Here is a 26013-nt window from a genome sequence, read left to right on the forward strand (position 1 = left end):
ATGCTGAAGATCAACGATTTGCATGCCTACTACGGCAAAAGCCATGTGCTGCATGGCGTGGACTTCGAGGTCCATGCTGGCGAGATCGTGGCCTTGCTGGGGCGTAACGGCTCGGGCCGCTCCACCACAGCCAAGGCCATCATGGGACTGGTGCACTGGGAGGGGGCACTGGACTGGAAAGGCAAGAACCTGCATGGCAAGAAAGCCTATGAGGTGGCCCATCTGGGTATTGGCTATGTGCCGGAGAGCCGCGATGTGTTCCCCAATCTGACCGTACATCAGAACCTGATGCTGGGGCAGAAAGGCAAGGGCAAAGGCAGTCGCTGGGGTTTTGACGACATGTATGCCATGTTTCCCCGCCTCAAGGAGCGTCAGCACACCGAGGCCGGCGTGATGTCGGGCGGCGAGCAGCAGATGCTCACACTCTGCCGCACGCTGATGGGCGACCCGGATCTCATCATCATCGACGAACCCACGGAAGGGCTGGCACCCAAGATCGTGGAGCTGGTGGGCGAATACCTCAAGAAGATCAAGGATCGCGGCGTGTCCGTGCTGCTGATCGAGCAAAAGCTGACCATCGCCATGAATATCTCGGACCGGGCGCTGGTCATGGGCCATGGGCATATTGTTTTTGACGGAACTCCCGAAACCCTCAGAGCGAACGAAAAGGTTCGCAAGGAGTGGCTGGAGGTTTGAGCTGATACACCGCCTTGAGCGGCTTTGCCGCTTCCCCCTCTCTCGCTTTGCGAGAGGGGGACGACATCCTGGCTGCGGGGCGGCGGGGCCGCCCAGGCCCTTGCTTGATGTCTCTGATATGAGGTGTGCTCATTCTGTGAGCTGTCTCGCTCAGGACAAGCATCAGTTGCGCAACGCAGCAAAATTCGGAAAATAAAAACGCACGACCGTTCTTTTCTATTTATTGAACAGGGGACAACAGCATGACTGCTGAATACAAAGTGGACGGAGCCATCGCCGTCATTACCTTGAACAACCCGCCGGTCAACGGCCTGGGTCTGGCCACCAGACGAGGTGTGGTTGAGGGTTTGCGCCAGGCTCTGGCGGATGACGCCGTCAAGGCCATCGTCATTACCGGCGCCGGCAAGGCCTTCTCGGGCGGAGCCGATATCACAGAGTTCGGCAAGGAAGATGCCTACCGCGAGCCGCATCTGATTTCGGTCATCCAGCAACTGGACCTGTCGACCAAGCCTGTGATCGCCGCGATTCACAGCGTCTGCATGGGGGGCGGGCTGGAGCTGGCGCTGGGATGCCATTACCGCATTGCCGCCCCCGGCACGGCCGTGGCGCTGCCCGAGGTCAAGCTGGGCCTGCTGCCAGGCGCCGGCGGCACCCAGCGCCTGCCTCGCGTACTGGGTGTGGAAGCCGCACTCAATATGATTGTCAGCGGCGAGACCGTGATGAGCGAAATGCTGGCCATGCTGCCCGGCCAGAAGCTGTTCAACAAGATGTCTGCATCGGCCGAGACGCTGCTGGCCGAGGCCAAGGCCTTGGCGCTGGAGGTCGCCGATGTCCGCCCGCTGCCGCGTGTGCGCGACCTGTCCTGCAAGCATCCCCAGGGCGAGGCCTATTTCGAGTTCGCCGCCACCATGGTGCAGGGCATGTCCAAGAACTTCCCTGCGCCCCTGCGCTGTCTTGAGGCCGTCAAGAACGCCACGACCAAGAAGTTCGACGACGGCATGGTGGCCGAGCGTGAAGCCTTCATGCAGCTGATGATGACGCCCGAGTCGCGTTCGCTGCGCCATCTGTTCTTGGCCGAGCGTGCCGCCTCCAAGATCCCCGATGTGCCCGGCGATACACCGGTGCGCGAGATCCGCACCGTGGGCGTGATCGGCGCCGGCACTATGGGCGGCGGCATTTCCATGAACTTCCTCAATGCGGGCATTCCCGTCACGATTCTGGAGACCAAGCAGGAAGCCCTGGATCGCGGCGTTGCGACCATCCGCAAGAACTACGAAGCCCAGGTCAAGAAGGGCAAGCTCTCCGAGCAGAAGTACGAGCAGCGCATGAGCCTGCTGTCCACCACGCTTAACTATGGCGATCTGAAGAATGCCGACCTCATCATCGAGGCCGTGTTCGAGGAGCTGGGCGTGAAGGAGCAGGTCTTCAAGCAGCTCGATGAAGTGGCCAAGCCCGGCGCGATTCTGGCATCCAACACTTCGACCCTGGATGTGGACAAGATCGCCGCCTTCACCAAGCGTCCACAAGACGTGGTGGGCATGCATTTCTTCAGTCCCGCCAATGTGATGAAGCTGCTGGAAGTGGTGCGCGGCAAGGCCACAGCCAAGGATGTGCTGGCCACGGTGATGAAGGTGGGCAAGAAGATCAAGAAGACGGCCGTGGTCTCCGGCGTCTGCGACGGCTTCATCGGCAATCGCATGATCGAGCAGTACTCGCGCCAGGCCGGCTTCCTGCTGGACGAAGGTGCATCGCCACAGCAGGTGGACAAGGCCATCGAGAAGTTCGGCTTTGCCATGGGCCCGTTCCGCATGGGCGATCTGGCGGGCAACGACATCGGTTGGGCGATTCGCAAGCGCCGTTATGTCGAAAAACCCGATATGAAGTACAGCGCCAGTGCGGACCGTCTGTGCGAGCTGGGCCGCTTTGGCCAGAAGACCGGTGCGGGCTGGTATGACTATGTGCCTGGCAAGCGCGATGCCATCCCTTCGGAGGTGGTGGCCAAGATGATCGACGAGCACCGCAAGAGCCTGGGTATCACGCCGCGCAAGATCTCCGACGAGGAAATCGTGCAGCGCCTGGTCTATGCGCTGGCCAACGAAGGCGCGCACATTCTGGAGGACGGCATTGCCAGCAAGTCCGGCGACATCGACATGGTGTATCTGACCGGCTACGGCTTTCCGCTGTGGCGCGGCGGCCCCATGCACTATGCGGGCGAGGTCGGCCTGTTCAACGTGGTTCAGGCGATGGGTCGCTTTGCCAAGAACCCCAACGACGATGCCAAGTTCTGGCAGCCCGCACCGCTGCTGGCCAAGCTGGCCGCCGAAGGCAAGCAGTTCAGCTAGGCGCGGACGATTTGCCACGAAACACCCAGAATCAAAGGACAGAACATGACATCCGCAGTGATTGTTTCTACCGCGCGCACTCCGCTGGCCAAGAGCTGGAAGGGCGCTTTCAACATGACTTACGGTCCCACCCTGGGGGCCCACGCCGTCAAGGCCGCAGTGGAGCGCGCCGGCATTGAGGGTGCCGAGGTCGAGGACGTGATCATGGGCATGTCCCTGCCCGAAGGCACGACCGGCGGCAACGTCGCCCGTCTGATTGCCATGCGTGCAGGTCTGCCGGTCACCACATCGGGTCTGACCATCAACCGCTTCTGCTCTTCGGGTCTGCAGGCGATTGCGCTGGCTGCCCAGCGCATCATCGCGGGCGAGAACGATGTGCTGGTGGCGGGCGGTCTGGAGAGCATCTCCTGCGTGCAGCCCCACCTGAATCCGCACATGGCCTTCGATCCCGAGCTGACGGCCATGAAGCCCGAGATCTACTGGAGCATGCTGCAGACTGCCGAACAGGTGGCCAAGCGCTACAACATCAGTCGCGATGCCCAGGATGAGTACGGCGCCTCCAGCCAGCAGAAAGCGGCTGCGGCACAGGCGGCCGGCCTGTTCGAAGCGGAAATTGCTCCCATGAAGACCGTCATGGGCGTGGCCGACAAGGTGCGCGGCCTGATCACCAAGGAGGTGACCGTCAGCAAGGATGAGGGCATTCGCGAGGGCACGACCAAGGAAGGCATCAGCGGTCTGCGCAGCGCGCTGCCCGGCGGGGTGATCACGGCCGGCAATGCGAGCCAGTTCTCCGACGGGGCCGGCGCCTGCGCCGTGGTCAGCGAGGAATATGCCTCGCGCAAGGGCCTCAAGCCCCTGGGCCGTTTCCTGGGCTTTGCCGTGGCCGGCTGCGAGCCCGACGAAATGGGCATCGGCCCCATCTACGCCATTCCCAAGGTGCTCAAGAAGCTGGGTCTGTCGATCAACGATATCGACCTGTGGGAGCTCAACGAAGCCTTTGCCGTGCAGGTCATCTACTGCCGCGACAAGCTGGGCATTCCGGCCGACAGGCTCAACGTCAACGGCGGCGCGATTGCTGTGGGCCACCCCTATGGTGTCTCGGGCCAGCGCCTGACGGGGCATGCACTGATCGAAGGCAAGCGCCGCGGCGCCAAGCGTGTCTGCGTGACCATGTGCATTGGTGGCGGTATGGGCGCAGCGGGCGTGTTTGAAGTGCTGTAAGCAGGGCTTCAGCCAAGCCGCCTTCTGGTCACCTTGGGGTAGGGGCTGGAGGCGGCTTTTTTCTCCTCTGGATATATGAAATTGATAGCTTCAAGCGCTTTATCCATAAGCGATGAAGCCTGCTTTGATAGGTAATCTATGCGCCTGCGTTCCACCATTGACTTTCTGCTCTACGACTGGCTGCAGGCCGAAGGCCTGACCAGCCGCCACCGCTTTGCCGATCATTCGCGTGATACTTTCGATGCGGTGATGGATACCTGCGAGCGTATCGCGCGCGAGAAATACGCGCCCTTCAATCGCACGGTGGATCTGCAGGAGCCGCAGTTCGATGGCGAAAAAGTCATCCTGCCTCAATGCACCTATGAAGCCCGCGAGGCCTATGCCGAATCGGGCATGCTCAGCGCGGCTCAGGACTACGAGATGGGCGGCATGCAGCTGCCCTACACCGTGGAGGCGGCGGCCAACTGCTTTTTCGCGGCGGCCTCGATCAGCATAGGCTCGAACATGCTGACCTCGGGCAATGCCAATGCCATCATGGCCCATGGCAGCGAGCGGCAGAAAAAAGTCTTTGCCGCCAATGAGTTCAACGGCCGCTGGGCCGGCACCATGGCCTTGTCCGAGCCGCAGGCGGGCTCGTCGCTGTCGGACATCGCCACGCGCGCCGAGCCCGATGGCATCGAGCATGAGAGTGACGCGCTGGGGCCGCGCTATCGCCTCAAGGGCAACAAGATGTGGATCAGCTCGGGCGACCACGAAATGACCGAGAACATCGTGCATCTGGTGCTGGCCAAGATTCCGGGCGCCGATGGCAAGACCATTGCCGGCGTGAAGGGCATTTCGCTGTTCATCGTGCCCAAGAAGCTGGTCGATGCCGAGGGCCGGCTGACCGGCGAGCGCAACGATGTGGCCCTGGCAGGCCTCAACCACAAGCTGGGCTGGCGCGGCACGACCAATACCCTGCTCAATTTCGGCGAAGGCAAATACCCTGTGCGCGGTCAGCATGGTGGTGGTCTGGACGGCCGCGGCGCGGGTGCGATCGGCTATCTGGTCGGCAAGCCCGGCGAGGGCCTCAAATGCATGTTCCACATGATGAACGAGGCGCGCATTTCCATCGGCATGGCGGCCTCCATGCTGGGCATGGCCGGCTATCACGCCAGTCTCGAATATGCGCAAAGCCGTCCTCAGGGCAGGCCCATAGGCGAGGGCGGCAAGGATGCGAGCCGGCCGCAGTCGCGCATCATCGAACATGCCGACGTCAAGCGCATGCTGCTGGCGCAGAAGGCCTATTGCGAAGGTGCGCTGGCCTTGAACCTGCTGTGCGCCAGATTGGTGGACGAGCAGTACACGGGCGAAGCACAGCAGGCGGCAGAAGCCAGGCTGCTGCTGGAGGTGCTGACGCCGGTGGCCAAGAGCTGGCCCAGCGAGTTCTGCCTGGAGGCCAATTCGCTGGCCATCCAGATCCATGGCGGCTATGGCTATACGCGCGATTTCGCGGTCGAGCAGTACTGGCGCGACAACCGCCTGAACATGATTCACGAGGGCACGCACGGCATACAGGCCATGGATCTGCTGGGCCGCAAGGTCGTCATGGATGGCGGCAAGGGCCTGCAACTGCTGGCTGCACGCATCAATGCCACCATTCAGCGGGCCATGCAGCATGAGAAGCTGGGCAGCTATGCCAATCAACTGGCGCGTGCGCTGGCCGATGTTGGATCAACCACCAAGGCAGCCTGGGCCACGGGCAACCCGCAGGAGGCACTGGCCAATGCCGTGCCCTATATGCAGGCCTTCGGTCACCTGGTGCTGGCCTGGATCTGGCTGGATGTGGCGCTGGCCGTTCTGGCCATGGACAAGGATCTGGCAATTGCAGCTCATCGCGGCAGCATGGCGGCGCAGCGCTACTTCTTCCATTACGAGTTGCCGCGCATCGGCGCCTGGCTACAGGTGGTCAAGGCGCGCGACATGACCTGTGCAGGGATGGAGGAGGAGGCGTTCTGAGCCTCGCAGTGCAATAAAAAGGCCCGCATCAGCGGGCCTTTTTCATGGAGCAGGTTCAGCTCAGGGCTTTTCGCAGTTGCCGCTCATACCCACCATACCGGACAGCTTTTGAAGGCTGGAGCGCTGTTTCAGGCAGTCCTGATAGCTGGCTTCGGCGGCTTTCTGCTGCGCTATTTGAGTGGCTTTGGTGCGTTCGGCGCGCAGCTGGGCGATGCGTTCGCGAATCTGCGGCATCAGTGCAGTGGCGGCCTTCTCGCCTTCCACAATCGCGTGGCTGCGCTGTGCGAAGTCGGCCGGGCCGATGTCCAGCACCTTGGGACGAATGATGATGTCGGCACGCGCCAACTCGGCCTGGCCCAGCTTCTGACCCATGATGGCAATCGACTGATTGAGCGCTCCCAGCATATTGGCGGGGGTCTTGCCGCTGGCCTTGTTGGAGATGTCCACGGCGATCACGATGTCGGCCCCCAGATTGCGCACGGCATCCACCGGCACGGGGCTGACAATGCCGCCGTCCACATAGTGGTGCCTGCCGATGGTGACGGGCTGGAACACGCCCGGCACGCTGCTGGAGGCACGCACGGCCTGGCCTACATTGCCACGTGCGAACACGGTGCGTTCACCGTCTTCCAGGCGCGTGGAAACCGCAACAAAAGGCTTGGCCATCTGCTCCAGCGGCTTGCGGTGGACTTGTTCATTCACATAGTCCTCAAGCTTCTGGCCCAGCACCAGGCCGCCAGCGGACAGCTGCAGGTCGCGGATCTTGGCTTCGTCCAGCGCCACGGCTTTTTCCTGCAGCTCAAAGGCGTTCATGCCGCTTGCATAGAGCGCACCCACCACGCTGCCGGCGCTGGTGCCGGCCACGAACGAGGGCGTGAGGCCATTGGCCTCGAGCATCTTGATGACGCCGATATGGGCAAAGCCCTTGGCCGCACCGCCGCCCAGAGCCAGGCCGATCTTGATCGGGGGGGGCTGATGTGGTTGCGGTGGGCGGCTCGGGTGTCGCTGCGGGGCTGGGGGGATTGCTGCCGCAGGCGGCAAGGCCAAGCAGACTCAAACAGACCAAGGGGCGCAAAAAAAACGTTCAGGCGCATGCCGGGAAATCCTGCTGTCATTAGGGCGCAAAGTATAGCGACGGGTGTTTGATGCGTTGACGTACTGGTTTTGATCGTCAAAAAGCATAGCCCCCTGTGCTTGGCAGCAAATAGTTTGGGGCATGTATCCTTTGTTTGGCCTATGCGTGCCGATGCGGCTGTGCAGACAATGTTCTCATCACAAGCAGGTGGCTGGCCCGCTCTGACGGCGCGGCAGGACCAACGACTGTCCGCTCTGACCCTGTCGTAGGCCCGACCCGATCAAGAGGCAGCAAATGTCGCAAAGCAATACATGGCAGGCCGGCGCCACAACGGCACAGGCCTCGGTCTGGTGGGTGGGTTTCGGCCTGGTGGTGGGTGTGCTGGGGGCGGCGCTGATCAGTCCCCTGTATGCGCTCTATCAGCAAGCCTGGCAGTTGCGGCCCAGCGATATCTCGCTGATCTATGTGCTCTATATGTGCGGCGGCCTGTGCGCCCTGCTGTTTCTGGGGCGCCTGCCCGACCGCATCGGCTTTCAGCGCGTGATGCTGTGTTTCCTGTGCCTGACGCTGGCGGGCACCCTGATCTCCATGCTGGCCTGGAATCTGCCCAGCCTGATCGTCGGGCGCTTTGTGGTGGGGCTGTCCTCAAGCCTCATCACCATCAGCGCCACCACGGGGCTGACGCTGCTGGCTTCCAGCGCAAGCACCGGTCTGCAGCCGCAGCGCGTGGCCATGGTGGCCAGCTTTCTCAATGTGCTGGGCTTTGGTCTGGGGCCCTTGATCGGTGGCGTGGCGGGGCAGTGGCTGCCTCAGCCCTTGACGACGGCCTATCTGGTGCCGCTGGTGCTGGGCTGCATCGGTGTGGCGGGCGTTGTCATGCTCAAGCTGCCGGAGTCGGTGCAGCGGGATGCGGGCCAACTGGGACAGGCCCCCGAACGTCTGCACTGGCGGGACTGTCTGCCGCGGCTGACCTGGCCTGTGCGCGAGGATTCCCTGGCTTTTGCACTGACCTGCGGCTATCCGTTCGTGGCGTTCGGCGTATTCGGGCTGTATGCCTCCATGGCGCCGCTGTTTCTGCAGCAGATGATTCCCTGGAGCGGCCCTATGGTCAGTGGTACGGCCATTGCGGTGATTTTGCTCGTCTCTGCGGGCATTCAGCTGCTGGCTGCCAGCCTGCCGCTGCACCGCTGCGGTTTTGCCGGCATGGCGCTGCTGGTGCTGAGCAACGGCATGCTGTTGCTGAATCTGCAACTGCAATCAACGCTGCTGTTCATCTTGGGCGTGGGCTTGACGGCACTGGGGCATGGCATGTGCATGCTGGCCGGCATGACCATGGTGGGCCGTCTTGCCAGGCCCGATAACCGGGCGGGCATGTTGTCTACCTATCAGACCATCGGTTTGCTGGGCTCCATGCTGCCCATGATGGCAGTGGGCTGGATTGCCGACCACTGGAGCGTGAAGCTGGCCGTGAGCCTGTTTGCCTGCTTTGTCATGCTGTTGGCTACCCTGCTGGGCTTGGCATTTGCGCGCCATCCGCGCATGCAAGGGGTTGCGGATTAGTGCATGGCTTGCATAGAGTTTCTGTAAATCACAGAAGAAAACATTTATTAATCAAATGTCACAAATTCGGACAAATTTGTCCTACAGGGATGCGGGAAAAGTTCGTATCCGAGCCAAAATGGTGGTTCGTTACAGTTGACCGTCATGTTTTTGCAAGCATTAAGGGAGAAATCGATATGACCACTATGTTCAAGCGTTCCGCTCAAGTTCTGGCCATTACCGCCTTGGCCTTTGGCTTGGCTGCCTGCGGCAAGTCCGACGACAACAAGACCGCTGGCCAGAAGCTCGATTCCGCCATTTCCCAGACCGAGAAGGCTGCGGAAAATGCTGGCAGCAAGATTGAAGAAGGTACGGCCAAGGCCGGCGATGCAGCTGCCGATGCATTGGCAAAGGCTGGTGAAGCTACTGGTGCCGCCATGGAAAAGGCTGGCAACAAGATGGAGGAAGGCGCTGCCAAGGCGGGTGCTGCCCTCGATGACGCTGGCATCACCGCTGCCGTCAAGACCGATTTGATCAAGGCCCCGGAAATCAGCGCTCTGCAGATCAATGTGGACACCAAGGGCGGCGCAGTGACCTTGACCGGCACCGTGCCCAGCGAAGCTGTCAAGACCCAGGCCGGCGATATCGCCAAGGCAGCCAAGGGCGTGACCTCGGTCAACAACAATCTGACCGTGAAGGCTGGCTGAGACCTTTCAGCCTGCATCTCGCATGAAGCCAGAGCGCGCAAGCCCTCTGGCTTTTTTGTGGCTGCATGGCACTAAGATCAGGGCATGACCCAAGCCGACCACAAGCTTTCCACCCATCTGATCCACCATCCCTACAAGCCACCCACGGACTTCGAAGGCCCGCAGCCGGCCGTGCACAAGGCCTCGACCGTGTACTTCGAGAACGTGCAGGCCATGCGCGAACGCCGCTGGCTGGACAAGAGCAGCTACACCTACGGCCTGCATGGCACGCCCACGACCTACGCCCTGGAAGAGCGTCTGGCCTCGCTGGAGGGCGGTCTGCAATGTCTGCTGGTGCCCAGCGGCCTGGCCGCGATTGCTATGGTGTCGCTGGCGCTGCTCAGGACGGGTGACGAGGTGCTGGTGCCCGATAACGCATACGGTCCCAACAAGACGCTGACCGAGGGCGAGCTGGCCCATTTCGGCATTCGCCATCAGTACTACGACCCCATGAGTGTCGAGGATCTGGCGGCCAAGATCACGCCGGCCACCAAGCTGGTCTGGCTGGAGGCTCCGGGCTCGGTAACCATGGAGTTCCCGAATCTCGTCGAGCAGGTGCGCCTGTGCCGGGCCAGGGGGGTGACCATGGTGCTGGACAACACCTGGGGCGCGGGCCTGGCTTTTCGCCCCTTCGACCTGCTGGGCGATGGCAGCCTGGGCGTCGATGTCACGGCCCATGCCCTGACCAAATACCCCAGCGGCGGCGGTGATGTGCTGATGGGCAGCATCATCACGCGCAACCAGCCCCTGCATATGCGCATCAAGCTCGCGCACATGCGCCTGGGCCTGGGCGTGAGCGGCAACGACGCCGAAGCCGTGCTGCGCAGCCTGCCCAGCATCGGCCTGCGCTATCACGCGCAGGATCGCTCGGCACGCCAGCTGGCGCAGTGGCTGGCTGCCCAGAGTGCCGTGGCGCAGGTGCTGCACCCCGCCATGCCTGATGCCCCGGGCCATGCTTGCTGGAAGCAGCTGTGCGGACAAGGGCAGGGCCAGGATGGCGTGGCCGCCGGTCTGTTCAGCGTGGTCATCGACGAGCGCTTCGACCAGGCGGCCGTCGATCGCTTCTGCGACAGCCTGCGCCTGTTCAAGCTGGGCTACAGCTGGGGCGGGCCCGTGAGTTTGGTCGTGCCCTATGAGCTGCCCGAGATGCGCAGCCGTGCCACACCCCACATCAAGGCGGGCACTGTGGTGCGCTTTGCCATCGGCCTTGAGGATACTAGCGATCTGCAGGCCGACCTGGCCCAGGCCCTGCTCAGGGCCTTTGGTTGAAGCTATTTAAATAGGAGCTGACAGCGCTTGTCGAGAAGCGATTTCAATGCTTTTATTGACTGAAGTCAATAAAGAATGGGCGCTATAAGCTCTTGTTTTCATAGTGAAAACGCGGAGGCCGGCATGCGGGCTTTCCGCAATGCAGATTCGAGGTTGAGCGGGTAACTTGTTCCTGTCAGCTGCCGCCACCGAGGCGCGGTACGGGCGACAAGGAGGGTCTCGCATGCAAGCTTCCCCTGTTTCCGAGGTCAAGGCCGAGTCCGGCAATCTGCAGATTCTGCAACTGCGCTGGAGCGAGCCCTGGCAATGGCTGCTGCTCGGCCTTAGCGATGTGCGGCGCGCACCAATGATTGCGCTGTTCTATGGCCTGTGTTTCTGGGGCATGGCACGTCTGATGGCCTGGGTGTTTCGCTCCAGCCCTGAATATCTGATGTCCATGGCCAGCGGCTGTCTGCTGGTAGGCCCCTTCCTGGCCATGGGCCTGTACTACGTCAGCAAGCAACTGGAGCAGGGCAAGCCCGTGCTGCTGTCGGAGTCGTTGACCTGCTGGGACAAGCATCTGGCCAGCATGGGCATGCTGGTCATGGTGCTGATGGTGCTGGAGATGCTCTGGGGGCGCGCCGCCATGGTGGTGTTCGCCATTTCGTTCGATACCGGCATGCCCAGTACGGCAACCCTGCTGCAGACCCTGCTGCGGCCCGAGAACTGGGAGTTCCTGCTGGGCTACACCGCGGTTGGCGGGATATTTGCTGCCTTGGTGTTTGCCAGCATGGTGGTTTCACTGCCCGCCATTCTTGATCTGGATACCGATGCCTTGACGGCCTGCATCACCAGCATGCGCGTGGTGGGTGCCAACACGGGTGTGATGCTGCTGTGGGGGCTGATCATCACCGTGTTGATCGCGGTCTCGCTGCTCTTCTACAGTGCAGGTCTGATCGTCATCGGGCCGCTGCTGGGTTGCACCAGCTGGCATGCTTATAAAGCCAGCGTCCGCGCCGAAAGCAAGGAGAACCCTGCTTAAGGTGCAATGAGGGGGGATGTCATGGAGTTCTGGAACTGGTTGAAAAAAAATCTTCTCGCCTCAGTCCGGCGTGCCGGGGCGCAGCGCTGATTCGCAGCTGGCCTGGACTTCGGCAAGCAGTCGTGAAGACGGCAGCGACGTCTTCAACGACAGCTATTTTTGTGGCTCGGGCAGCGGCGAAGGTGTCTGTAGCTCGGACGGCGGCGACTCCGGCGGTGATGGCGGAGGCAGCGGCGACTGAGGCCGCGCGGCCGTCACTTATTTCAGCAATGGCCTGAGCTTGGGCCAGACATTGGCCAGCATCTGTGGCTGAGCCTGGGCATTGGGGTGAATGCGGTCGCTCTGAAACCATCGCTCGGCGTCCGCAGCATCGCCGATGCCCGACAGCAGAAACGGCACCAGCGGCAGCTTTTGCGCGTCGGCAATGCTCCTGAACATCTCGGCAAATTGCTCGGTATAGGCCGCACCATAGTTGGGCGGTACCTGCATGCCCACCAGCAGCACCTGGGCCCCGGCCTCCCTGGCGGCCTTGATCATGACTTCCAGATTCTGCTGAGTGCTCTGCAGCGCCAGGCCGCGCAATGCGTCGTTGCCGCCCAGCTCCAGAATCAGGATGCCCGGCTCATGCTGCCTGAGCAGCGATGCCAGGCGCGCTCTGCCGCCGGCCGTAGTCTCGCCGCTGATGCTGGCATTGACCACCTTGCGCGGATTCTTTTCGTCATTCATGCGCTGCTGCAGCAACTGCACCCAGCCCTTGCCGCGCGTCAGGCCGTATTCGGCGCTCAGAGAATCGCCAAGTACCAGCACCGGGCCGGGTTTCGCGCCGGGAGCGGCCTTGGCCGGCTCCTTGTTCCTGGCGGGCGATGAGGCCACTGCCGCACCGCAAGCCCCTGAAATGGCGAGCGACAGAGCAACAGCGATACAGTGACGGCGCTGCAGTGCAAAGTGCTGGTTGCGACTCTTGACGTTTTTGCTATCCAATTGATTCATGTCCACAACTCTTGCCATTCCTTTGATTGCCGTTGAGCAACTGTCCAAATCGGTGAGCGATTCCACAGGCGTGCTGGATATTTTGCGGGATATCAATCTGAGTTTCACGGCCGGCGAAACCGTTGCCATTGTGGGTGCCTCCGGCTCGGGTAAAAGCACTTTGCTGTCGATTCTGGCCGGCCTCGATACCCCCAGTCGCGGCACGGTCCGCTTGCTGGGCCAGGATCTGTTTGCACTCAGCGAGGACGACAGGGCAGCGGTGCGGGCACAGAAGATGGGCTTTGTCTTCCAGAGCTTTCAGTTGCTGGGCAATCTCACGGCGCTGGAAAACGTCATGCTGCCGCTGGAGCTGGCGGGTCAGCGCGATGCGAGAGCACGAGCTTCGCAGATGCTGGAGCGCGTGGGCCTGGGCCAGCGTCTCAATCACTATCCCAGGCTGATGTCGGGCGGCGAGCAGCAGCGCGTGGCCCTGGCGCGTGCTTTTGTGGTGGAGCCGGCCGTGCTGCTGGCCGACGAGCCCACCGGCAGTCTGGACTTCGCCACGGGCCAGACCATCATGGAGTTGATGTTTGCGCTCAACCGCGAGCGCGGCACGACTCTGATTCTGGTGACGCATGACCGCGAGATTGCGGCGCAATGTGATCGAAGCATCACCATAGAAGCCGGGCGCTCTGTCTGAAAAACCAAAAGGCCTGTGTGATCACAGGCCTTTTTGGGGATCTGGCGCTTATCAAATAAGCGCTTGCAGCTATCAAATCAGTAGATTCTGAGTTCAAGCCTCAGATGCGCGCGACTTCCAGCCCGGCCCTGCGCTCTGCGGCGCGGCAGGCGGCCGCGGTAAACAGCACGTCGGTCGAGGAATTGAGGGCTGTCTCGGTCGAATCCTGAATCACGCCGATCACATAGCCGACACCGACCACCTGCATGGCCACATCGTTGGGAATGTTGAACAGGCTGCAGGCCAGCGGAATCAGCAGCAGCGAGCCACCGGGTACGCCCGAGGCACCGCAGGCACAGACCGCAGAGACCACGCACAGCAGTATGGCCGTGGGAATGTCCACCGAGATATTGAGCGTATGGGCAGCGGCCAGTGTCAGCACGCTGATGGTGACGGCAGCGCCGGCCATATTGATGGTGGCGCCCAGCGGGATGGAGATGCTGTAGGTGTTCTCGTCGAGCCTGAGCTTCTGGGCCAAGGCCAGATTGACGGGAATGTTGGCTCCCGAGCTGCGCGTGAAGAAGGCGGTCACTGCGCTTTCGCGCAGGCAGGTCAGCACCAGCGGGTAGGGGTTGCGGCGAGTCTGTGTCCAGACAATGACTGGGTTGATCACCAATGCCACAAACACCATGCAGCCGACCAGCACGGCCAGCAGATGGGCGTAGTCCTTGAGTGCTTCCAGCCCGCCGGAGGAGAAGGTGGCGACCACCAGGCCGAAGATGCCGAAGGGGGCCAGGCGAATCACGCCTTGAATCACGCGGGTGATGGCATGGCCAAAGTCCTCCACCATGGTGCGGGTGGTGGGCGTGGCGTGGCGTAGTGCCAAGCCCAGCGCGATAGCCCAGGCCAGAATGCCGATGTAGTTGGCGTTCAGCAATGCATTGACGGGGTTGTCGAACAGGCTTTGGACGACGGTGCTCAGCACCTGGCTGATCTCGCCGGGCACGCTCTGGACTTTGGGCGCTTCACGAAAGTGAATCACCGAGGGAAAGAGCGCGCTGGCTGCAACGGCCACGCAGGCCGCCGCCAGCGTGCCGATGACGTACAGCCAGAGCACGGGCTTGATTTGCGTTTCCTGGCCGGGGCGGTGGCTGCTGACGGCAGCCATGACCAGCAGCAGCACCAGAACCGGAGCGACAGCCTTGAGCGCGGCAATGAACAAGCTGCCCAACAGGGAAACCGACTGGGCGGCGGCCGGCCATAGCCAGGCCACCAGGCCGCCCAGAATCAGGGCAATCAGAATCTGCAGCACCAGGCTGCTGCGGTTGAACCAATCGAGCAAGGCGTTGAGCATGCTGGGTATTCGTTATGGGATGGGAGGGAGATACAAACACGTAAGCCTCCTCATGCCGGACATGAAGAGGCTATATGCGTGAATGCCGGGGCAGCAGGCTCAAGCCTGTTGCCAGTCGTTCTGGGCGGCAGTGGAGCTTCATGTGAAGACTCGCACTCGGAAAAAACCATGCTGGTACTGCTTGATGAACCGGTGCCTTGCCCGTTGGGGGCGCAGTGTAGCGGCAATGGAAAACCTCAGCTGTCAGCCCAGACATGGCCCTGCGAGTCTCAGGTCTGCCGTAAACGCCGGGATAATGTGGCCCCATGTCGTCCCCCAAAGTTCTTTTCGGCTTTCACGCCGTAGGCGTGCGTCTGAAGACCGCCCCCCAATCCATCATCGAAGTCTATTTCGAGGCTTCGCGCCGCGATGCGCGCATGCGCCAGTTTCTGGAACGTGCCAAGGAAGCCGGGGTGCGTCTGATCGAGGCCGATGCCCTGCGCCTTGCCAAGCTCGCCGGCTCTCACGGCCATCAGGGCGTGGCTGCACGCGTGGAAGAAGTCAAGGACACGCGCACGCTCGACGAGCTGCTCGACGACCTGGAGGAGGAGGGGGTGAAGGCCCCGCTGCTGCTGGTGCTCGATGGTGTGACCGATCCGCACAACCTGGGGGCCTGCCTGCGTGTAGCCGACGGCGCCGGTGTGCATGCCGTGATCGCTCCCAAGGACCACGCGGCCGGCATCAACGCCACCGTGGCCAAGGTGGCCAGCGGCGCGGCCGAGACCGTGCCTTACTTCATGGTCACCAATCTGGCGCGCACGCTCAAGGAACTCAAGGAGCGCGGCATCTGGATCATCGGCACCAGCGGCGATGCCGACAAACATCTCTACCAGATGGATCTGACCGGACCGACGGCACTGGTGCTGGGGGCCGAGGGCGATGGCATGCGCCAGCTGACCCGCAAGACCTGCGATGCGCTGGTCAGTATTCCCATGCAGGGCGCGGTGGAGAGTCTGAATGTGTCCGTGGCCAGCGGTGTGTGTCTTTATGAGGCTTTGCGCCAGCGCCTGGCCGAAGCCGTGGCGATCAAGGCCTGAGCCGGCTTTCCCTGTATCTGAGGCAAGGCGTGGCTGCGAGAGCAGCCACGCCTTTTTTGAAGGTCCGGCCGAGCCGTTCTCAGACGGCCGGCAGATCGGCTGGCGTCGTGAAGTCCGGATGCAGCATGCGCTGCACGGTGCGTGCCAGCTCGCCAATCTCCATGGGCTTGCTCAGCACCACGTAGCGGCATTCCTGGGCATGCGGCACTTCGGCCTCTTCGCTGCTGGTCATGAGGATGAGCGGAATGAGAACATGCTCCCGGGCCAGCTTTTCCTGCATTTTTGCGATGCTCAAGGCACCGGAAAACTCATCGGCGGCAATGATGAGATCCACCTTCATGCCGCTGTTGATATAGCGCAGCGCGACTTCGGGTAAATATGCGGTCACGACCTGATAACCAAGTCCGTAGAGCACCTGGGCCATGGCATTGCGCGTGGCCAGATCAGGCTCGATGAGCAAAATCGTTTCCTGCCGGCCCGCAGGGGCCGAGGCTTGCGGGCTCTGCGGCACGACCGGTTGTGCACGCGGAAAGTACAGGCTCACGATGGTGCCCAGGCCTGGAGTGCTTTCCACTTCGATCAGGCCCTGGACATGGTCCATGAAGTTCTTGACCATGGGCAGGCCCAGGCCCGCGCCCTTGCCTTCGGGCTTGGTGGTGAAGAACATGTCGAAGATGCGGGCCTTGATCTCCTCACTCATGCCCATGCCGTTGTCGGCCACGCTGATCATCACGTAGTCGCCCGCATGGCTGGCGCGCTTTAGCAGCACGTTCTCCGCTGTCAGCGTGATCTGGCCCTGCTCTTCGGTGGCATCACGCGCATTGATGCAGAGATTGATCAGCGAGTTTTCGAAATACAGCTTGTCCACGCTGATGGGCCAGATGCTGGACGCCATATGCAGCTGCAGTTCAGCGTTCTGGCCTACGGCCTTGCTCAGCAGAGGCTCCAGATCCTGCACCAGTGCACGGGGGTCGGCGGCAGCCAGCTGCATGGATTTGCGACTGCTGAATCCCGTCAGATGCGATGCCAGGCTGCCTGCTTTCTGAATGGTGTTGAGTATCACATCCACATGTTCGAGCTGCTCGGGCTCGCCCAGCTGCTTCTCCAGCATGCCGGCATGCAGGCCGGTGATGAAAAGCAGGTTCTTCATGTCATGCGCGACACCGGCAGACAACTGGTTCACCATGCCCATTTTCTGGGCTTGGGCGAGGTAGGTTTCGGCCTGATCCAGCGCCTGCTGCTTGAGTCTCAGCTGGTGGCTCAGCGTGGTGATCTGGTCGCGCAGCTGATTCTCGGATTGCCGGACGCTGTCTATGCCCAGGTTGGCGCCGACCCAGTAGAGAATTCTGCCCTGCGCATTCTTGACGGGAGACAGCGACGAGAAAAACCAGTGGAACTGTCCGTCATGGCGCTTGATGCGCAGCCGGTATCCCGTCGGCTTTTCGGTGATCAGGGCGCGTGACAGCCCGGTGTTGACGGTCGCCAGATCGTCTGGATGCACGATATCAATCCATATGCCTTCGCGCAGGCTCAGGGGGCGTACTTCCCGGTAGGCGTATTCATGCAGGGCCCGGTTGAGCCAGGTCACCTCTCCATGGGGTGTTGCAATCCAGACCTGGTAGGGCAGGTGGTCCAGAAAGTCCTCAAAGCGGTTGACATGCCCCAGCCCGAGCTCGTCATCGGGTTCACGAAACGAGGTTTCGGTCGGCAATACATAGCATTGCACCGCTTCTGCCGCGCCATTGCCCTGAATCGGCGAAAAATGCCAGAGTCCGGGGTGATCGGGCAAGTTTGCAGTCGCTTCCAGGCCTGTCTCCACGCACTGCCTGATAGCCAGCCTGGCTGTTTCCAGAATCTCGCGCGCGGGAATGCCGGGTGCCTGGTGACTGGGCTGCAGAAGGCGCTGCAATGCAGGATTGGCAAAGCGCAGTTCCAATGTCTGGACATCAACAAGACCCCATGCCAATGCTGCAGGCGTCATGGCTTGCTGAAGTGCGAACAATTGGCCCGATTCGTTCATATGCTGGTGTGGTGCAATATCAGGCAAAGAAGAAGCTCCGCAGGGAAATTCAAGTATTCCACGTTGCAACTCGATTTTTGAGGTTATAGCCTTGGTTCAAGCACTTATTGACAATTCTTCGACGTCCTTGGGTGCGATTGCCTGCGTACGTCGCTGGCTGGGCGAGGCGCAGCGACTGGCCGTGCTGACCGGGGCAGGTGTCAGCGCCGAGTCGGGAGTGCCCACTTTCAGAGAGGATGCAAACGGGTATTGGTCCCAGTTCAAGCCCGAGGAAATGGCCAGCGAGTTGGGGTATCGCCGCGATCCGGCTCATGTCTGGCGCTGGTACGAGCACCGACGTGCGCTGGTTGCCAAGGTGACTCCCAATGAGGGGCACCTGGCGCTGGCGCGTTGGGCAAGGCAGCATCCCGGTCGAATGACACTCATCACGCAGAATGTGGATGGTCTGCACCAGCAGGCGGGCAGTGAAGGTGTGCTGAGCCTGCATGGGGAGCTGAGCAGGAATCGCTGGCTGAATCGCCGTTGTGCGTCCTGCGACATGGAGCAGGCTGTCCCGGGCGAGCCGCCTCATTGCGCCGCCTGCGGCAATTTGCTGCGGCCTGCCGTCGTGTGGTTTGGCGAGTCTCTGCCGAGCCAGACCTGGGCCAGGGCAGAGCAGGCGGCAGAGCAATGTCAGCTGATGCTGGTGATCGGCACGTCGGGCGCAGTCTACCCGGCAGCAGGTCTGGCCAAGATCGCACGGCGCAACCGGGCGCGCGTGGTCATCATCAACCCCCATGCCAGCGAGCTGGACTCGGTGGCCGACCAGATGATCGCCATGCCATCGGCACAGGTGCTGCCCTTGCTGCTGGCAAGTCCCGAGTAGGCCAGGATGGGATTGCTAGCGGCTGTCTCGGTGAGGAGACTGCTTTGGCAGTTGACGTCGATCTTCCGACCCCGGGGGCGGTACTGCGTTTACACCCAGCCCAGCGCACCCAGCGCCGCGCCGGCAGCCAGCAGCCACAGCAGATGAATGCGTGTGCGCCATACCAGCAATGTGCATGCAAGGCTCAGCAGCCATAGCTTCCAGTCCCTGCCAGGGTTGCCGTTGGCGCTGCCCAGCAGCCAGCCTGTCGCCAGCAGCAGACCAATCACCAGCGGAGCCATGCCTTGCTTGAAGGCGCGCACGCCGCGTTTGTCCCGGTTGCGCTGACCCCAGCGCGAGGCCTGCCAGGTCAGCAGCGAGCTGGGCAGCAAAATGCCCACCATGCATACGGCAACTCCGAGTGCTCCCAGTCCCCAGGCCGCCGGGCCGGTGCCGCCTCCTGCATTCAGACCCACGTTCCAACCCAGCAGGGCGATGAACAACACATTGGGGCCGGGGGCGGCCTGGGCAATGGCGATGGAACTGGTGAACTGGGTTTCCGACAGCCAGCGATTGCCGTCGACCAGATAGCGGTGCATATCGGGCGCAGCGGTGATGGCTCCACCCACGGCCATCAGCGACAGCGTCAGGAAATAGGCAAACAGATGCAGCCAGTCCACGGTCTGCAGCTCGATCGTCAGCGTGCTCATGCCAGCCTCCGGTAGGTCAGCACGCAGCCTGTTGCGCCCACCAGCAGCAAGGCCCAGAACAGCGGCAGGCGCAGCACGGCCACCAGCACAAAGGCGGCGATGGCCAGCCCTGCGCAATACCACTTGCCCAGCGGGTGCTTGCGCAGCGTGCCAGCCAGCTTCAGGCCCATGCCCGCCACCAGCCCTGCCGCCACGGCGCCCATGCCGCGCAGGGCTCCGGCCACGGCCGGGTTGGCCGCAAACTGGGTATAGATCAGGGTGAGGCTGATGACCACCAGCATGGGAAACGTCAGCATTCCGCACAACCCCACGATGGCGCCGCGCCAGCCGAAGTAGCGTTCGCCCAGCATGATGGAAAGATTCACCACATTGGGGCCGGGCATGATCTGTGCCACGGCCCAATCCTCCATGAACTCCTCATTGCTCAGCCATTGGCGTTTTTCGACCAGTTCGCGCTGCACCACGGCCAGCACACCGCCAAAGCCCTGCAAGGCCAGAAAGGTCAGCGACCAGAACAGTTCGCTCAGATGGCGCGGGCGTGGCCGCTCGGCTTGCGGCAGTGAGGAAGGGGCGGGTGAGCTCATTGAAAGGGCCTCTGGGCCTCTGGAGAAAGTGATGGCGATCAGCCGTGGATGCTAATGCGGACGCCCCTGCCCGGATAGCTGCCAGCCATCTTCAGTAGAGAAGGGCGTATCGATCACTTTGATGGCTCCCGTTGCCGGATCGCGACGCCTGGCGCAGGTCAGAGGTCGCCCAGTATCTGTTCCAGATCTGCGTCGTCGGCATCGGCCTCCAGGCGCAGGCTGCCCTGTATGTGATCCAGATGGCTGAGCATCAGCTGTTCTGCCAGCTCGCCATTGCCCGCGACAATGGCATCGACCACGGCCTCGTGCTCGTCCACCAGACAGCAGGTGTTGACCGCCGATTCATACAGCGAAATCGTCAGGCAGGTCAGCGTGGACAGTTCACGCATGCTGCGCAGCAGCGCGGAGTTGCCGGCCAGTTCGGCAAGCAGTACATGAAATTCGCCGGACAGGCGAACCGTGGCTCGCTTGTCGGAATTGGCGCGAGCATCGCGCTCCTGCTTCAGATGAGCCTGCAGGCGACGGATCTTGCTGTTGTCCATGTTCAGAACGAGGCGACGCACAATGCCTGGCTCTATCAGCCGGCGCGCTTCGAAGACGTCCAGCGCCTGCTCGATGCTGGGCTTGGCAACAAAGGCTCCGCGCTGCGGGAACAGCTCCACCATCTGGTCGCGGGCCATGCGGGCAAGGACCTCGCGCACGCGAGCCCGGCTGGTGTTGAAGATATTGGCCAGCCTGTCTTCGCCGAGCTTGGTTCCCGGCAGCAGGCGGTGCTCATGGATGGCTGTGGCAATGCGGGCTGCCATTTCATCCACGGTAATTTCAGATCGAGATGTGTTGCTTCGATTGTTCACTTTTGTAGTGTGTTTTGTCGACATGCCGGTGAATTCTAGTGTCACGCGGCATGTCGGATTCGAACATCCCGATTGAGGTTATCCCGCAGCCTGTTCAGGGCAGCTGGCTCAATAGCTGGGTGAGCCCCGGGGGGAGGTTCTTGAAGTCCTTGCGCGGTGGTTTGGCAAAACTGCCTGCGCGTGCCGCAGCGGGAGCCAGCGAGACCAGGCTCTGCGCATGATTGACGGCGCTGGAGACGCCATCGACGGCTGGCACCGGCAAACTCTGCTTGATGGAGCGTGCCAGGCCCGCCAGCGGGGCGCCGGCAATGATCAGTACATCGGCGCCATCTTCGCTGACCGCTGCTTCGCACAAGGCCTGCAGGAGTGCTGCATGGTCATCCTGCACACTTCCGATATCTCGCAGAGGCTCGTCCAGGCAGCGAATGCTGGCCAGCCGGTCTATGAGTCCGTTGCGCTCGACCATATCTCGGTACCAGGCGGTAATGCGCCTGGAGATGGCAATGATCGAGAAGCGTTTGCCCAGCATGCAGGCGCTCATGAGTGCGGACTCGGTCATGCCCAGCACGGGAATGTCCAGAGCCTCGCGCAGGCCTTCGAGGCCCGGATCGCCAAAGGCCGCCAGGATGACGGCGTCATGTTGGTGCGCATGTTCGGCGGCCAGCTCGGCCACGGCGTAGGCGGCAATCATGGCCTCGAAGCGCGTCTCGATATAGGCCACCCCCATGGGAGCGGTCAGCATGGTGATTTCCGTGTCTGGCGCGGCGGCCAGCCTGGCCTCTTTCTCGATGAGCGCGGTGACGCTCTCGGAGATATTGGGGTTGATGATGAGCAGTTTCATGGTGTGTTCGTGCTGAAGTTTCAGAAGCGGGCCTGGTGGCGCTTGGGCAGCAGTGTGGGCGCGCCGCGCTGCAGGAAGCGGCCGCTGCCGGCGCGGGCGTGGAATTGCTCGCCGTCCCAGACTACCTGTCCCGCAGACAGGGTGAGGCAGGGCCAGGCCTTGAGCTGCTGGCCTTCATAGGGCGTGTAGTCCACGTTGTGGTGCAGATCGCGGTTGCTGATGGCGCGTTCGCCTTCCTGCCAGACCACGAGGTCGGCATCGGCGCCGATGGCAATGCTGCCCTTGCGCGGATGCAGGCCGTAGACCTTGGCCGGGTTGGTGGAGGTCAGCTCCACGAAGCGGTTGAGTGTCATGCGGCCCGTCAGCACACCATGCGTGTAGAGCAGCGACAGGCGGGTTTCGATGCCAGGAATACCGTTGGGAATGTGACCAAAGGACACCTCCTCGCCATTGGGCTTCTTGCCTTCGGGGGAATCGTAGTTGAACGGCGCATGGTCCGAGGAGAACACGGTGAACAGGCCGTCGTTCAGCCCGTTCCAGATCACTTCCTGGTTGGCCTGATCGCGCGGCGGTGGGCTGCACACGCACTTGGCGCCCTGATAACTGTCATCTATGCCCAGATCCTCGGCGCTGAGGAACAGGTATTGCGGGCAGGTCTCGGCCATGATGTTCATGCCGTGGGAGCGGGCCCAGCGGATCTGCTCGACGGCCTCGCGGCCCGAGACATGGACGATGAGAATTGGCACATCGGCAAGCTCCGAGAGCGCGATGGCGCGGTGGGTGGCTTCGCGCTCCACCAGCATGGGACGAGAGACCGCGTGGTAGCGCGGAGCGGAGCGGCCGCTGGCTTCCAGGCGCTTGGTCAGCCACTGGATGCAGTCGGCGTTCTCGGCATGGATCATGGCGGTGGCGTCGTACTTGCGCGCCACGTCCAGCACGTCGAGGATCTGGCCGTCGTTGAGCTTCAGATCGTCATAGGTCATGTAGATCTTGAAGGAGGTATAGCCTTCGCGGATCAACTGGGGCAGTTCCTTCTCCAGAACTTCGGGGGTGGGGTCGCTGACGATCATGTGGAAACCGTAGTCCACGTGGGCTTTGCCGTCGGCGCGGCGGTGGTAGTCCTCCACGGCCGCGCGCAGCGACTGGCCCTTGGCCTGGGCCGCGAACGGAATCACGGTGGTGGTGCCGCCGCAGGCTGCGGCGCGCGTGCCGCTGTCGAAGTTGTCGGCCATGCGCACCGGCGGTTCCATGGGTTGGTCCAGGTGGCAGTGGGCGTCGATGCCGCCGGGCGTGACCACGCGGCCGGCAGCGTCATATTCGCGGGCGCCGGCGGGCAGGTTGGCGCCCAGCTGGACTATCTTGCCGTCGCGAATGGCTATATCGGATTCAAAGATGTCGCTGGCGGTGGCAACGCGCGCATTGCGCACTACGAGATCAAATTCGCTGGATTTCATGCTGAATATCAGAGTTTCGGGGTGTCGGTCGGGTCTGCCGGTGCTCCGGACTTGCCCTGGTGTTGTGATGCGAGTTCGAGTTCGCGCGCCAACGCCTTGTGGCGGGCGGGCGTGGGTTTGGCATGGGCCTGGTTGCTCAGTGCGGGCAGCACGTAGTCATTGACCATGCGGCGGATGGCCAGCACGTTCCGGGATTCGCGCAGGCCGCCTTCGATGGGCAGCATGCTGGTCATGACCACCACGGCATTGCGCTCGGGCAATACCACAATGAACTGGCCCTTGAAGCCTATGGCGTGGGTTTCGGGCTCGGTGGCGACGATGTCGTTGATCCACCAGTAATAGCCATACCATGGCGCCGAGGCGGGCGCGGTCATGGTCCGGACCCAGGCCTGGGAGACGATCTGCTTGCCGTCCCAGCGGCCGCCGGTCAGCACCAACTGGCCTAGCTTGGCCATGTCCACGGCGCGCAGGCGCAGTCCCCAGCCGGAGGAGACCAGGCCTTTGTCGTCAGCCCGCTCCCAGGTGTAATGGCTCATGCCCATGGGCTTGAAGAGTCTCTCCTTCGCAAAGTCCTGCAGTGGCATACCGGCGTCGGCCCCCAGCGTGGCGCTGGCCAGGATGGGGTTGACGTCGGTGTAGTCGAAGGTCGTGCCGGGCGCTACCTTGGGCGTAGTTTCGGCCGCCAGCTTGAGACGGTCGGGGGCGCCGTAGTAGATGGGGTCGTCGGTGGGCTTGAAGTTATAGACCAGGCCCGTGGACATGGACAGCACATGCCGCAGTTCGATGGATTGCTTGTCGGAGAAGGCATCCTGGAGGTCGGGGCGGGCCTTGGTCAGGATGGGCGCCACTTTCTCGTCGAGCTTGCTGCGGCCCTCGTCCACCAGAACGCCGGCGGCCAGGGCCGTCACGTTCTTGGTGATGGAGTACAGCTCGTAGTTGTGGTTGCGCGTCAGGCCCTGGCTGTAGCGCTCATAGATCAGCTTGCCGTCCTTGACGACGAGAAAGCTGCGCACGTCGAGGTTTTCCTTGCGGATCATCTCGGACAACTGCACCAGAGGGCGCGAATCCACGCCTACGGACTCGGGGGCGGCAGCAGGGAAATCGGGACTCGCCTGGACGGCGACGGAGTTGCGGCTGGCTGGCGTGGCGGCATATGCGCTCAGGGTAGAGGCGATGGCCGTGGCGCAGGTCAGGGCCACGGCTCGGCGTGTGGGCAAGGGCATGGGGTTCTCCATCAAAGTGTCCAGGCGAGGCAGGGCGGTACTTAGACCGGGATCTTCTTGCTGTAGTCGATCATGATCGACGAGCAGACGAAGAGGCCTGCGCCCGCAGCAGCGAAGAGCATCATGGCCATGTCGTAGGAGCCGGTGGCCTGCACGATCAAGCCCACCAGAATGGGTACGCCGATGCCGGCGAAGTTGCCGCCCAGGTTCATGACGCCACCCAGGAAGCCGACGCGCTTGCGGGTGCCCAGAATGGAAGGAACGCACCAGAACAGACCGCACCAGCGCAGGAAGAACAGCGTTACCGACAGCAGGATCACGATGGTCACGGGGTCCTTGAAGCGGGCCACGTTGTAGATGGCGATGGTGGCGATGATCGAGGCGATACCGAACAGCGTGCGCAGCACCTTGGCTTGCGAAGCGCCCGCAGCCTTCCATTTGTCGGCAATCCAGCCGCCGACCATCTCACCGACGAAGCCGGAGAAGAACATGATGAACACGGCGCCACCCATCTGCTTGATGTCCATGCCATGCACCTTGGACAGGTAGGTGGGCATCCAGGTCAGCAGGCCGTAGAACAGCGCGTTGAAGCACATCCAGCCGAAGAACATGCCCCATACCGAGCGGTACTTGAAGAAGTCCATCACCTTGCCGCTGGCATGGGCGGGCTCGGCGGCGAGGTCGGCGGCATGTGCTTCCTCGATGAAGGCAGCTTCGGCTTCATTGACGCCGGCGTGCTCACGGGGATGGTTGCGGATATACCACCAGGCAAAGACACCCGCGATCATGGTGCCAACGCCCGCGACGACGAAGGACACGCGCCAGGAGTCGAAATGGGTCAGCAGGCCGGCGATGATCAGCGCACCCAGGGCGGCACCCAGAGGTGCGCCACCGTCCAGCAGTGTGGCGCCGCGGCCGCGTTCGTTCTGGGTCATCCAGATGCCGTTGAGCTTGCCGCCTGCAGGGTAGATGGGGGCCTCGGAAGCGCCCAGACCCAGACGGGTGATCAGCAGCGACACCCAGCCGGTGCAAGCTGCGGCGATGGCCTGGAAGAAGCCCCAACCCAGGGTGGAGCAGACGATGACCACGCGTGGGCCGAAACGGTCGGCCAGCATGCCGCCGGGAATCTGCATGAAGGCATAGGTCCAGAAGAAGGAACTCATCAGCAGGCCCTGAACGGCAGGGCTGAGATCGAACTCCTTGGCGATCATGGGCATGGCCACGGACAGCGATGCGCGGTCAATGTAATTGACCGCGATCAGGAAAAGCATCATCAGGAAGATCTTCCAGCGCACCTTGGTCGGCGCTGCCGCCGCCTGTGGCGCGGCAAGTGTGGTTGGGTTTTGCATCTCGGGTCTCGCTCCATCGGTTGGTTGATTGTTCGATGTGAGGTCGAAATCTAAATGTCGACAATATTGTCAACAATATCGTAAACACCTATTTGGGAATTTTTCTCTGAAATATGTTGTGAGGCGAAAGGCGGTGACGAAGTGAAGAT

At 62.2% G+C, this 26013-nt stretch carries 22 protein-coding genes and 1 pseudogene; 12 read left to right on the plus strand and 11 right to left on the minus strand.

The genetic code is table 11. From position 1 onward, the window contains the following. The 4 genes from V8Z78_RS11765 to V8Z78_RS11780 all read left to right on the plus strand — a co-directional run bounded on the left by V8Z78_RS11765 (window position 1) and on the right by V8Z78_RS11780 (window position 6257). Window positions 1-696 carry an ABC transporter ATP-binding protein gene (locus V8Z78_RS11765; protein WP_003069489.1) on the plus strand — a complete coding sequence of 232 codons (696 nt, stop codon included), beginning with the start codon at window positions 1-3 and terminating at the stop codon, window positions 694-696. A gap of 242 nt (window positions 697-938) precedes the next feature. Further along, window positions 939-3038 carry a 3-hydroxyacyl-CoA dehydrogenase NAD-binding domain-containing protein gene (locus V8Z78_RS11770; RefSeq protein WP_179626426.1) on the plus strand — a complete coding sequence of 700 codons (2100 nt, stop codon included), beginning with the start codon at window positions 939-941 and terminating at the stop codon, window positions 3036-3038. A gap of 45 nt (window positions 3039-3083) precedes the next feature. Beyond that, on the plus strand, window positions 3084-4259 hold the full coding sequence (locus tag V8Z78_RS11775; RefSeq protein WP_003069486.1) for an acetyl-CoA C-acyltransferase: 1176 nt from the start codon (window positions 3084-3086) through the stop codon (window positions 4257-4259). Between the two features lie 138 nt (window positions 4260-4397). Further along, the gene (locus V8Z78_RS11780; protein WP_349731411.1) at window positions 4398-6257 is read left to right on the plus strand and encodes an acyl-CoA dehydrogenase; all 1860 of its coding nucleotides are present in this window, start codon (window positions 4398-4400) and stop codon (window positions 6255-6257) included. Between the two features lie 60 nt (window positions 6258-6317). On the opposite strand, the pseudogene V8Z78_RS11785 reads toward V8Z78_RS11780, so the two are convergent. Continuing rightward, a pseudogene (locus tag V8Z78_RS11785) lies at window positions 6318-7372 on the minus strand (patatin-like phospholipase family protein). 254 nt (window positions 7373-7626) lie between these two features. On the opposite strand from V8Z78_RS11785, the gene V8Z78_RS11790 reads away from it, so the two are divergent. From V8Z78_RS11790 to V8Z78_RS11810, 5 genes are all read left to right on the plus strand, one after another. Then, the gene (locus V8Z78_RS11790) at window positions 7627-8892 is read left to right on the plus strand and encodes an MFS transporter (protein ID WP_349731412.1); all 1266 of its coding nucleotides are present in this window, start codon (window positions 7627-7629) and stop codon (window positions 8890-8892) included. A 176-nt stretch (window positions 8893-9068) separates the two neighbouring features. Continuing rightward, the gene (locus V8Z78_RS11795; protein WP_003077826.1) at window positions 9069-9578 is read left to right on the plus strand and encodes a BON domain-containing protein; all 510 of its coding nucleotides are present in this window, start codon (window positions 9069-9071) and stop codon (window positions 9576-9578) included. 84 nt (window positions 9579-9662) lie between these two features. Further along, the gene (locus V8Z78_RS11800) at window positions 9663-10886 is read left to right on the plus strand and encodes a PLP-dependent transferase (RefSeq protein ID WP_349731413.1); all 1224 of its coding nucleotides are present in this window, start codon (window positions 9663-9665) and stop codon (window positions 10884-10886) included. 223 nt (window positions 10887-11109) lie between these two features. After that, the gene (locus tag V8Z78_RS11805) at window positions 11110-11907 is read left to right on the plus strand and encodes a DUF2189 domain-containing protein (RefSeq protein ID WP_003069476.1); all 798 of its coding nucleotides are present in this window, start codon (window positions 11110-11112) and stop codon (window positions 11905-11907) included. Window positions 11908-11977: 70 nt separating this feature from the next. Continuing rightward, window positions 11978-12148 carry a hypothetical protein gene (locus V8Z78_RS11810; protein ID WP_349731414.1) on the plus strand — a complete coding sequence of 57 codons (171 nt, stop codon included), beginning with the start codon at window positions 11978-11980 and terminating at the stop codon, window positions 12146-12148. 17 nt (window positions 12149-12165) lie between these two features. Here V8Z78_RS11810 and V8Z78_RS11815 read toward each other — a convergent pair whose 3' ends face one another. Beyond that, window positions 12166-12897, minus strand: coding sequence for an arylesterase (locus tag V8Z78_RS11815; RefSeq protein ID WP_046460821.1), 732 nt, complete (start codon window positions 12895-12897; stop codon window positions 12166-12168). Between V8Z78_RS11815 and V8Z78_RS11820 the strand changes: the two genes are divergently transcribed. Beyond that, window positions 12896-13576, plus strand: coding sequence for an ABC transporter ATP-binding protein (locus V8Z78_RS11820; protein ID WP_003069470.1), 681 nt, complete (start codon window positions 12896-12898; stop codon window positions 13574-13576). The two genes, V8Z78_RS11815 and V8Z78_RS11820, sit on opposite strands and share 2 nt — an antisense overlap. Window positions 13577-13676: 100 nt before the next feature. Here V8Z78_RS11820 and sstT read toward each other — a convergent pair whose 3' ends face one another. Then, window positions 13677-14909 carry a serine/threonine transporter SstT gene (sstT, locus tag V8Z78_RS11825; RefSeq protein WP_003069469.1) on the minus strand — a complete coding sequence of 411 codons (1233 nt, stop codon included), beginning with the start codon at window positions 14907-14909 and terminating at the stop codon, window positions 13677-13679. Between the two features lie 305 nt (window positions 14910-15214). On the opposite strand from sstT, the gene rlmB reads away from it, so the two are divergent. Then, the gene (rlmB, locus tag V8Z78_RS11830; RefSeq protein ID WP_057092598.1) at window positions 15215-15985 is read left to right on the plus strand and encodes a 23S rRNA (guanosine(2251)-2'-O)-methyltransferase RlmB; all 771 of its coding nucleotides are present in this window, start codon (window positions 15215-15217) and stop codon (window positions 15983-15985) included. A gap of 79 nt (window positions 15986-16064) precedes the next feature. Here rlmB and V8Z78_RS11835 read toward each other — a convergent pair whose 3' ends face one another. Continuing rightward, complete coding sequence (locus tag V8Z78_RS11835; RefSeq protein ID WP_349731415.1) at window positions 16065-18005, minus strand: hybrid sensor histidine kinase/response regulator; 1941 nt, start codon at window positions 18003-18005, stop codon at window positions 16065-16067. A gap of 91 nt (window positions 18006-18096) precedes the next feature. On the opposite strand from V8Z78_RS11835, the gene V8Z78_RS11840 reads away from it, so the two are divergent. Next, window positions 18097-18870 (plus strand): SIR2 family NAD-dependent protein deacylase, encoded by a 774-nt coding sequence (locus V8Z78_RS11840; RefSeq protein WP_012838903.1) that lies wholly within the window; start codon window positions 18097-18099, stop codon window positions 18868-18870. An 89-nt stretch (window positions 18871-18959) separates the two neighbouring features. On the opposite strand, the gene V8Z78_RS11845 is transcribed toward V8Z78_RS11840, so the two are convergent. The 7 genes from V8Z78_RS11845 to V8Z78_RS11875 form a co-directional block, all read right to left on the minus strand. Next, complete coding sequence (locus V8Z78_RS11845; protein ID WP_012838902.1) at window positions 18960-19559, minus strand: chromate transporter; 600 nt, start codon at window positions 19557-19559, stop codon at window positions 18960-18962. After that, window positions 19556-20143 carry a chromate transporter gene (locus V8Z78_RS11850; protein ID WP_003062711.1) on the minus strand — a complete coding sequence of 196 codons (588 nt, stop codon included), beginning with the start codon at window positions 20141-20143 and terminating at the stop codon, window positions 19556-19558. Before V8Z78_RS11850 ends, V8Z78_RS11845 begins: the two co-directional genes overlap by 4 nt. A 158-nt stretch (window positions 20144-20301) precedes the next feature. Continuing rightward, window positions 20302-20949 carry a GntR family transcriptional regulator gene (locus V8Z78_RS11855; protein ID WP_003062712.1) on the minus strand — a complete coding sequence of 216 codons (648 nt, stop codon included), beginning with the start codon at window positions 20947-20949 and terminating at the stop codon, window positions 20302-20304. Between the two features lie 142 nt (window positions 20950-21091). After that, window positions 21092-21838: an aspartate/glutamate racemase family protein gene (locus tag V8Z78_RS11860; protein WP_349731416.1), complete on the minus strand. Its 747-nt coding sequence runs from the start codon at window positions 21836-21838 to the stop codon at window positions 21092-21094. Window positions 21839-21858: 20 nt separating this feature from the next. Next, window positions 21859-23292, minus strand: a complete 1434-nt coding sequence (hydA, locus tag V8Z78_RS11865; protein WP_003062715.1) for a dihydropyrimidinase — start codon at window positions 23290-23292, stop codon at window positions 21859-21861. 8 nt (window positions 23293-23300) lie between these two features. Continuing rightward, on the minus strand, window positions 23301-24527 hold the full coding sequence (locus tag V8Z78_RS11870; protein WP_502878840.1) for a serine hydrolase domain-containing protein: 1227 nt from the start codon (window positions 24525-24527) through the stop codon (window positions 23301-23303). Between the two features lie 29 nt (window positions 24528-24556). Next, window positions 24557-25864, minus strand: a complete 1308-nt coding sequence (locus V8Z78_RS11875; protein WP_003062719.1) for an MFS transporter — start codon at window positions 25862-25864, stop codon at window positions 24557-24559. Between the last annotated feature and the right edge of the window lie 149 nt (window positions 25865-26013).

It is taken from the genome of Comamonas sp. wu1-DMT (assembly GCF_040187805.1).
GTDB classification, from domain to species: domain Bacteria; phylum Pseudomonadota; class Gammaproteobacteria; order Burkholderiales; family Burkholderiaceae_C; genus Comamonas; species Comamonas thiooxydans.